Here is a 7,987-nt window from a genome sequence, read left to right as displayed (position 1 = left end):
GCCGCGGTCAGCGTGCCGGGGCCGCAGCCCAGGTCGACCACCGCGCGGGGCCGGTCCGCCGGGACCCGGGCCACCAGGTCGTGGAAGGGGCGCGAGCGCTCGTCGCCGTAACGCAGGTACGTCACCGGGTCCCACATGGCGCCTCCCAAACCGTACGTCCGTCTTGTTTACCGTACGGCCCGCCGCGCGGCCCGGCAAGCGGATCACTAGGCTCTGAGCCATGGAGCAGCGAACCTTCCCCCGGCTCGGGCGGGACGTCGGGGTGATCGGGCTGGGCGCCTGGCAGCTCGGCGCCGACTGGGGCACGGTCACCGAGGACGACGCGATGGGCGTACTCGCCGCCGCGGTCGACTCGGGCGTCTCCTTTCTCGACACCGCCGACGTCTACGGCGACGGGCGCAGCGAGCAGCTGATCGGCCGCTTCCTGCGCACCCGGGGAGACGCCGGCCTCACCGTGGCCACCAAGATGGGCCGGCGGGTGGAGCAGCGGCCCGAGGCGTACACCCTCGCGCACTTCCGGCAGTGGACCGACCGCTCCCGGCGCAACCTCGGCGTGGACACCCTGGACCTGGTGCAGCTGCACTGCCCGCCGACGGCGGTCTTCGCCGACGACGCGGTCTTCGACGCCCTCGACACGCTGGTCGCCGAGGAGCGCATCGCCGGGTACGGGGTCAGCGTGGAGACCTGCGCCGAGGCACTCACGGCGATCGCCCGACCCGGCGTGGCGAGCGTCCAGATCATCCTCAACGCCCTGCGGCACAAGCCCCTGGAGCGGGTGCTCCCCGCCGCCTCGGCCGCCGGGGTGGGCATCGTCGCCCGCGTGCCACTGGCCAGTGGCCTGCTCTCCGGCCGGTACGACGAGCACACCACCTTCGCCCCCGACGACCACCGGTCGTACAACCGGCGGGGCGAGGCGTTCGATGTCGGCGAGACCTTCTCCGGCGTCGACTTCGAGCGGGGTCTGGAGGCCGTCCGCCGGCTCGCGCCGCTGGTGGGGCCCGACCGCACGATGGCGCAGTTCGCGCTCCGCTGGGTCGTCGACTCCCCCGGCGTCACGGTGGTCATCCCCGGCGCCCGCGACGCCGCGCAGGCCCGGGCCAACACCGCCGCGGCGGGGCAACCGCCGCTGTCCGAGCGGGAGCGCACCGTCGTGGCGGAGGTCTACGACGATCTGGTCCGGCCGCAGGTGCACCACCGGTGGTGACCGGGGGGACCGGCACGGAGCCGGCACGGAGGGAGAACGCGATGAAGGGGTGGCTGGCCCTCACCCTCGGCCTGCTCGCCGTGGTGCTCGGCGCGGTCTGGACCGTCCAGGGCCTCGGCTACGTCGAGGGCAGCGTGATGACCGACCAGCGGATCTGGGCGGTCGTCGGCCCGGTCTCCGTCCTGGTCGGACTGGTGGTGATCTGGCTCGGCCTGCGCGCCCGCGCGCGCCGCTGACCGCCGGTCGACCGGACGTCTGGCGGCACCCGCCATCATGGACAGGGGAAAGCCCCGCATCCCGGGACGGGGTACGGGGCTTCACTGAGATCCGGGGGGCCGGATCACCCAATGGCCGGCGGCTGCCGACCGGCACCGCTCAGATGGGGCGGACCTGCTCGGCCTGCGGACCCTTCTGACCCTGGGCGATCTCGAACTCCACCCGCTGGTTCTCCTCCAGCGTGCGGTAACCGCTGGTCTGGATGGCCGAGAAGTGGACGAACACGTCAGCACCCCCGCCGTCGACGGTGATGAAGCCGAAGCCCTTGTCAGCGTTGAACCACTTCACGGTTCCCTGCGCCATGTGTATCTCCTTCTAAAACTGGCGGCCGAGCACGCCGTGCGGCCGATTGGCCGTTTTCGAGCAGCGGCGCCTGAGGCGGCCCCCATGAGGAGACTTCTCTCAACCCACGCCATCTCGCAACAGCGTGGATCAGCAAACCACGTGCGCAAAACTCTGCACAGACTACCGGACGAAATTCTCCGACATGTGACCTGACGGCTGCCGAAGATCCGCTGGGCGGGCGCTTGCCACCACGCGAAAGGCCCCCTCACCATCGATGCGGTGAAGGGGCCGGAACGCTTTTCCGCCGGTCAGTCGGGCCAGCGACCGGTGAACCGTCGTACGCCCACCGCTCCACCCCGGTCCACGGCCGCACGCACGGCCGAGAAGATCGCACCCTGCAACGCCGCGGCCGCCAGGACCTCCCCCCAGCCGCGGTCCTCGTCGGTGGCGCTGGGCGCCTCGCCGTCTCCCGCGGTCATCTGCCACACCTTCCGGAAGATGGCGCCCGCGACGGCACCGGCGGCGATGCCCATCAGCACGCCGACCGGCTTGTACGCGGCCTTCCCGATCCGGTTGCTCACCTGCGCCTCCGAATGATCATCAGTACGACCACGGCGACGACCGCACCAGCCGCCAACGCCGCGAACGGGGTCGGGTTGCGCTGTACGACCTCGCCCCTCTCCCGTGCCTGTGCCCGCGCCACCTGGGCCTTCTGCGCAGCCTGCCCGCGCATCCGGGCGACGGTCTGCGCGGCCTGCTCCCGCATCCGGTCCTTCGCCTGGTCCGCCGACGAACGCAGGCGGGCCTTCACGTCCGCCTTCGCGGCCAGCGCCTCCACGGTCTCGCCCAGCTCGACCCGGGTCCGCCGGATCTCCTCGCGGAGCGCCTCGGTGTCGCCGGGACCCCGCCCGTTTCCCGTCATGCCCGTCCCCTGTCCTTCACCGCGGCGGTGACGGTGTCCACGTCCGCGCGGACGCTGCGCACCGTCGCCTCCGGCATCGGCGGGACCGCCTGGCTGACCTGCTTCTTGCCGACCAGCGCCAGCACGCCGGCCACCGCGAAGAGCACCACCGCGACGATCAGGGCGGCCGCCCAGGCGGGCAGGACCAGGTCCAGCAACAGGATCGCGGTGGCGACCAGGGCACCGAGGCCGTAGAGCGCCAGCGCACCGCCGCCGCCGAAGAGGCCGATGCCGATGCCGGCGTGCTTGCCCTTCTGGGTCAGCTCCGCCCGGGCCAGGGCCAGTTCGTCGCGGACCAGACGGGAGACCTGCTCCGTGGCCCGCTGCACCAGCTCGGCGGTGGACGGCTCGCTCCCGTTTCGGGATGTGCGGGTATTCGCCACGTCAGCCATGCTGTCCTCCTTTCATCATCCCGCGCTGTATGCCCGGAGTCGCCCCCCGTCAATCCTTTCCCCGACGGGCGGACCGCCGTGTTCCCGGTGCCGGTTCGCCGGCCCCGGGGAGAAAGCAGAAGCGTCGCGCTGCAGGTCCCCACGAAACGCCCGGTCAAACTTCCCGGGCGGCCATATCCCTCCCCCACCACACCAAACGCCCTCAGATCCCCGAGGTCACGCCCGCACGCCGCGCCTCGCGGACATCTCGGCCGTGACGGCCTCGATCGGCACCCGGACTCGACGCCATTCCGGCCAACCCTGGACCTGCCTCCCAATCACCGGGACCGAAAGAGATCTTGGTAGGAAACGGCCCCTCCGGGGGCCATCCCGTACCAAGATCTCCCGCGAGTGAGCGGGATGTGATCCACTCCGCTTCACTGAGATCGGGGTGTCCCGGCGCGGGGAAGCCGCGACTTCAATGAAGTCGGGAGGCGCGCGGAGGCGCGGGGCCCCGGGCGCGGACCGTCCGGGTCCGGGCGGGGTGGGGTCAGCGGCGGGCTTCGGCGGGTTCGTCGGGGCCGACGAAGGCCTCGCTGCGGGCGTCGCCGTCGTCGCTGCCGCCGAACACCCGGGCACCGTCGGGCACCTCGCCGTCGGCCGGGCGGCGGACCGGGCGACGGGGTTGCACCCACTGCCAGGGCAGGTCGCCACCGGCGTCGCCGACCTCGGTCCGCAGGCGCGGCATGGCCGTGGGCCGGTGGTCACGGACCCAGGCGACCAGGTGCTCGCGGACGAGGCAGCGCAGGTCCCACAGGCTGCCGGCGTTGGCCGCGCTGACCAGCGCGCGAACCTTGACCGTGCCGCCGGTCGCGTCGGTGACCTGCAGGACGCAGACCCGCCCATCCCACAGCTCGCTGCTCTCCACCAGCTGGCGCAGCTCCTCCCGCATCGCCTGCACCGGGATCGCCCAGTCGACGTCGAACTCGGCCGTGCCGAGCACCGCCGCCTCGGTCCGGGTCCAGTTCTGGAACGGCGTGCTGGTGAAGTACGAGGTGGGCAGGATCAGCCGCCGGTCGTCCCAGATCTGGACCACCACGTAGCTGAGGGTCAGCTCCTCGATCCGACCCCACTCCCCCTCGACGACCACCACGTCGTCGAGGCGCACCGCGTCGCTGAAGGCGAGCTGGAGGCCGGCGAAGACGTTGCCGAGCAGGCTCTGCGCGGCCAGCGCCGCGACCACACCGACGACACCGGCACTGGTCAGCACGCCGGCGCCGATGCCCCGGACGGCCGGGAAGGTCATCAGCATCACGCCGATGGTCAGCACGACGATCACGGCGATGGTCAGCCGGCGCAGCAGCACCACCTGCGTCCGCACCCGCCGGGCGTGCCGGTTGTCCGGCACGTCCACCCGGAACCGGGCGAGCGCGGTGTCCTCGGCCACCACCAGCAGAGCGGCGACCAGCCACGCGGCGGTCGCTATCACGGCGAGCACCAGCAGGTGCAGGACCACCTGCCGCCACTGGGTGCCCACCGCGTACCCCGTGCTGAACCGGACGGCGAAGTGCACCGCCAGGACCGTCGCCGCGACCTGGAACGAGCGGTGCGCGTGCTGGGTGAGCTCGGTCATCAGCAGCGAGCGCCGGCCGAGACGCCGGATCACCCGGTGCACGACCTCCACCACGAACAGGGCGATCGCCGCCGCGGCGAGCACGGCGACGATCGTCCAGACGTACCTCTGCACGTGTTCTTCTCCCTCTTCGACCGGGCGACACAGCTTCGGGCAAAAGCCCCATGGTGCCCGGCGAACCCGGAATCGACCAGTGTCAGACCTTGCGGTACCGGGACTGGAGCAGACAGAACACGCCGAAGGCGGCGATGCCGAGGGCAACGATGGTGAGCAGGATTTGCCCGTACGACTGCTCGCGCAGCGTCCGCAGCGCGGCGTCGAGGCCCCGGGCCCTCTCCGGGTCGTAGTTCACCGCGGCCAGGATGATCAGCAGGCCGGAGATGCCGTACGCGACACCCTTGGAGACGTACCCGGCGATGCCCAGTCGGCGGGTCACCTTGCGGGTCCTCGGGTCCATCTCCCCGGTCTTCAGGTGCTTCTCGAAGCGCTTGACGAGGCCGTAGATGACCAGACCGACACCGATCGCGGCGAGCACCAGCCCGGCGAGGCCGACCAGCCAGCGACCGCCGGCGGACTCCATCGCCTTGCCAGTCAGCGCCTCCTGCTGGTCCGCGCTGTTGGAGCCGGCGTCCTTGAACACCTTGAACGCGGTCCACGCGAAGTACAGGTAGACGATCGTGCGGCCCACCGAGGCGAGCCGCTCCCAGATCCGTTCCTTGCCCTGCTCGACGCGGTGGCCGACGGCGGCCTCGAGGGCCTGCCAGATCGCCATGGCGAGCAGGCCGACGGCGATGGTGATAACGAGCACCTTGCCCAGCGGCTGGGCGGCGATGGTCCGCAGCGCACCGGACTGGTCGCCGTCGTCGGCGGGCTTCCCGAACGCGATCTGCAGGGCCAGCCAGGCGAACAGGAGGTGCACGACGCCGTAGCCGATGAAGCCGGCGCGGGCGAGGAGTTCCAGCCACCTGCTGTTCGCCGTACGGGCGGCGGTGGCTTCGGCGTTCCGGGTGAGAGACATGGCGCCTCAATCTCCGGATGCGAAGATTTCCAAACGTGGGCCACCGCCGCCCACCTGCTGTTCGAGCTGAATTACGGACGCGCCACGCGGATCGTGACGTTCTGGTCGGTAACGCTGTCGAGGGTCACGTTCAGGCCGGCCACCTCGGCGGCCTGCTGGCCGGTGGTCAGGGTGAGCTGCTCGCCGGCGACCTCGACGGTGACCTGGTCGTCCTGTGCGCCGACCAGCTTGGCCTCGACGCCGAGGATGTTCGCCTCGGCGTTGACGCCCCGGTCGAAGGTCACGGTGCAGGCGTCCAGGCCGCAGTCGGTGTCGGCGCCCTCGGAACTGCAACCGGCGAGCACGGCGACGCCGAGTGCCAGTCCGGCCAGCAGGCCGGCGGCCCGGCGGGTGGGGGTGAGAGGGGGGATCACGCGTCGGTTCGTCACGCCGCAAGGGTACGAGACGACGGCGACACCGTTAGGGTCCCGGCATGCCGTTCGACATCGCCCGCACCCGGGCCGCCTACCCCGCCCTGACCGAGGGCTTCGTCCACTTCGACGGCGCCGGCGGGACACAGACCGCCGCGCCCGTCGTCGACGCCGTGACCGACGCCATGCGGACCGCGATCGGCAACCGCAGCGCCGCGTTCACCCCCGGCCGCCGCTCGCTGGACCTGGTGTCCGCCGCCCGCTCGGCGGTCGCCGACCTCCTCGGCGCTGAGCCGGACGGCGTGGTCCTCGGGCCGAGCGCGACCGCGCTGACGTACACCCTGGCCCGGACCCTCGGCGCGACGTGGCGGCCCGGCGACGAGGTGGTGGTCTCCCGGCTCGACCACGACGCGAACGTGCGCCCGTGGGTGCAGGCCGCCGAGGCGGCCGGCGCGACCGTACGGTGGGCGGAGGTCGACCGGGCGACCGGCGAGCTGCCGGCCGGGCAGTACGCCGACCTGGTCGGTGAGCGGACCCGCCTGGTGGCGGTGACCGCCGGCAGCAACGCGATCGGCACCGTCCCGGACGTGGCGGCGATCGCCAAGACCGCCCACGCGGCCGGCGCGCTGGTCTGCGTCGACGGGGTGCACTCGGTCCCGCACGGCCCGACCGACCTGGCGGCGCTGGGCGCGGACGTGCTGGTCACCAGCGCCTACAAGTGGTCCGGGCCGCACCTGGCCGCGATGGTCGCCGACCCGGCCGTGTGGGACCGGCTGCGGCCGGAGAAGCTGCTGCCCTCCTCCGACGCGGTGCCGGACCGCTTCGAGTACGGCACGCCGAGCTTCCCGCTGCTCGCCGGTGTCGCCGCCGCGGTGGACCACCTGGCCGGGCTGGACCCGGAGGCCACCGGCGGACGGCGTGAGCGGCTGCGCGCCGGGCTGGCGGCCGCGCAGGCGTACGCGGAGTCGCTGCTGGAGCGGCTGCTCACCGGCCTGGCCGCGCTGCCGGGCCTGACCGTGCTCGGCTCACCGGCCCGGCGCTGCCCGACCGTGTCCTTCCGCCTCGCCGGGCAGTCGCCGCAGCGGACCCAGGAGGCGCTGGGCGCGGCCGGGTTCTGCCTGTCGGCGGGCGACTACTACGCCTACGAGTACTTCCGCATGATGGGCCTGCGGGAGCAGGGCGGTGCGGTGCGGGCCAGCATCTACCACTACAACACCGCCGACGAGGTGGACCGGTTGCTCACCGAACTGGACCGGCTGACCGGCGGTGGGCGCACAATGGCCGGGTGAGCACCCTGGTCGAGGACAACCCCGCCAAGCACCGCTTCGAGATCCTGGTCGACGACGCGCTGGCCGGATTCACCGCCTACCTGCCCCGGGGCGAGGTGCTGGTCTTCACGCACACCGAGGTGGACGAGAAGTTCCAGAACATGGGCGTCGGCGCGGCCCTGGTCCGGGGCACCCTCGACCAGCTGCGGGAACGTGGCACGAAGCTGGTGCCGCGCTGCCCCTTCGTGGCCGCGTTCATCGAGCGCCACCCCGAGTACCGGGACCTCGTCACCACCCAGCCCTGAGGCCGCGCCGGCTCACCGCCCGCCGGTGAGAAGCTCGGCGGCGGCCCGGCCCCCCGCGCCCCCCGCGCCCCCCGCGCCCCCCGCGCCCCCCGCGCCCCCCGCGCCTGCCGCGCCAAGATCGTGCTATTTCATGGATGTAGTGGCATCCGGCCGCGAGGGAGGCCACTACATCCACGATCGAGCACGATCTTGCGGCGCGGCGGCGCGGCGGCGCGGCGGCGCGGCGGCGCGGCGGCGCGGCGGCGCGGCGGCGCGG

11 protein-coding genes and 1 pseudogene are annotated in these 7,987 nt (G+C 72.7%); 4 read left to right on the top strand and 8 right to left on the bottom strand.

The annotated features are described in order from the left end of the window. Positions 1-137, bottom strand: a pseudogene (locus tag AB0I76_RS17760) (trans-aconitate 2-methyltransferase); the annotation flags it as partial. Positions 138-220: 83 nt separating this feature from the next. On the opposite strand from AB0I76_RS17760, the gene AB0I76_RS17755 reads away from it, so the two are divergent. Both AB0I76_RS17755 and AB0I76_RS17750 read left to right on the top strand, forming a co-directional pair. Continuing rightward, positions 221-1,204, top strand: coding sequence for an aldo/keto reductase (locus AB0I76_RS17755; RefSeq protein ID WP_357036261.1), 984 nt, complete (start codon positions 221-223; stop codon positions 1,202-1,204). Positions 1,205-1,245: 41 nt separating this feature from the next. Next, positions 1,246-1,440, top strand: coding sequence for a hypothetical protein (locus tag AB0I76_RS17750; protein ID WP_357036258.1), 195 nt, complete (start codon positions 1,246-1,248; stop codon positions 1,438-1,440). Between the two features lie 139 nt (positions 1,441-1,579). Here AB0I76_RS17750 and AB0I76_RS17745 read toward each other — a convergent pair whose 3' ends face one another. The 7 genes from AB0I76_RS17745 to AB0I76_RS17715 form a co-directional block, all read right to left on the bottom strand. Further along, positions 1,580-1,783: a cold-shock protein gene (locus tag AB0I76_RS17745; RefSeq protein ID WP_007075740.1), complete on the bottom strand. Its 204-nt coding sequence runs from the start codon at positions 1,781-1,783 to the stop codon at positions 1,580-1,582. 290 nt (positions 1,784-2,073) lie between these two features. Continuing rightward, positions 2,074-2,346 carry a DUF4235 domain-containing protein gene (locus AB0I76_RS17740; protein ID WP_357036254.1) on the bottom strand — a complete coding sequence of 91 codons (273 nt, stop codon included), beginning with the start codon at positions 2,344-2,346 and terminating at the stop codon, positions 2,074-2,076. Next, positions 2,343-2,687 (bottom strand): DUF3618 domain-containing protein, encoded by a 345-nt coding sequence (locus tag AB0I76_RS17735; protein WP_357036251.1) that lies wholly within the window; start codon positions 2,685-2,687, stop codon positions 2,343-2,345. Before AB0I76_RS17735 ends, AB0I76_RS17740 begins: the two co-directional genes overlap by 4 nt. After that, positions 2,684-3,118: a phage holin family protein gene (locus AB0I76_RS17730; protein WP_357036248.1), complete on the bottom strand. Its 435-nt coding sequence runs from the start codon at positions 3,116-3,118 to the stop codon at positions 2,684-2,686. The genes AB0I76_RS17735 and AB0I76_RS17730 overlap by 4 nt, the downstream gene beginning before the upstream one ends. Before the next feature lie 529 nt (positions 3,119-3,647). Next, complete coding sequence (locus AB0I76_RS17725) at positions 3,648-4,844, bottom strand: mechanosensitive ion channel domain-containing protein (protein ID WP_357036244.1); 1,197 nt, start codon at positions 4,842-4,844, stop codon at positions 3,648-3,650. A gap of 82 nt (positions 4,845-4,926) precedes the next feature. Beyond that, positions 4,927-5,748, bottom strand: coding sequence for a DUF1206 domain-containing protein (locus tag AB0I76_RS17720; protein WP_357036240.1), 822 nt, complete (start codon positions 5,746-5,748; stop codon positions 4,927-4,929). 71 nt (positions 5,749-5,819) lie between these two features. Next, positions 5,820-6,176, bottom strand: a complete 357-nt coding sequence (locus tag AB0I76_RS17715) for a hypothetical protein (protein WP_357036237.1) — start codon at positions 6,174-6,176, stop codon at positions 5,820-5,822. Between the two features lie 44 nt (positions 6,177-6,220). Here AB0I76_RS17715 and AB0I76_RS17710 point away from each other — a divergent pair, with 44 nt between their 5' ends. Both AB0I76_RS17710 and AB0I76_RS17705 read left to right on the top strand, forming a co-directional pair. Beyond that, a complete protein-coding gene (locus AB0I76_RS17710) occupies positions 6,221-7,447 on the top strand; it encodes a cysteine desulfurase-like protein (protein WP_357036235.1) in 1,227 nt (408 codons plus the stop codon). Beyond that, on the top strand, positions 7,444-7,731 hold the full coding sequence (locus AB0I76_RS17705; protein ID WP_357036233.1) for a GNAT family N-acetyltransferase: 288 nt from the start codon (positions 7,444-7,446) through the stop codon (positions 7,729-7,731). Before AB0I76_RS17710 ends, AB0I76_RS17705 begins: the two co-directional genes overlap by 4 nt. Positions 7,732-7,987 lie beyond the last annotated feature (256 nt).

The organism is Micromonospora sp. NPDC049799 (assembly GCF_040656655.1).
GTDB lineage: Bacteria > Actinomycetota > Actinomycetes > Mycobacteriales > Micromonosporaceae > Micromonospora.
This window is presented reverse-complemented; position numbering and strand designations above follow the sequence as displayed.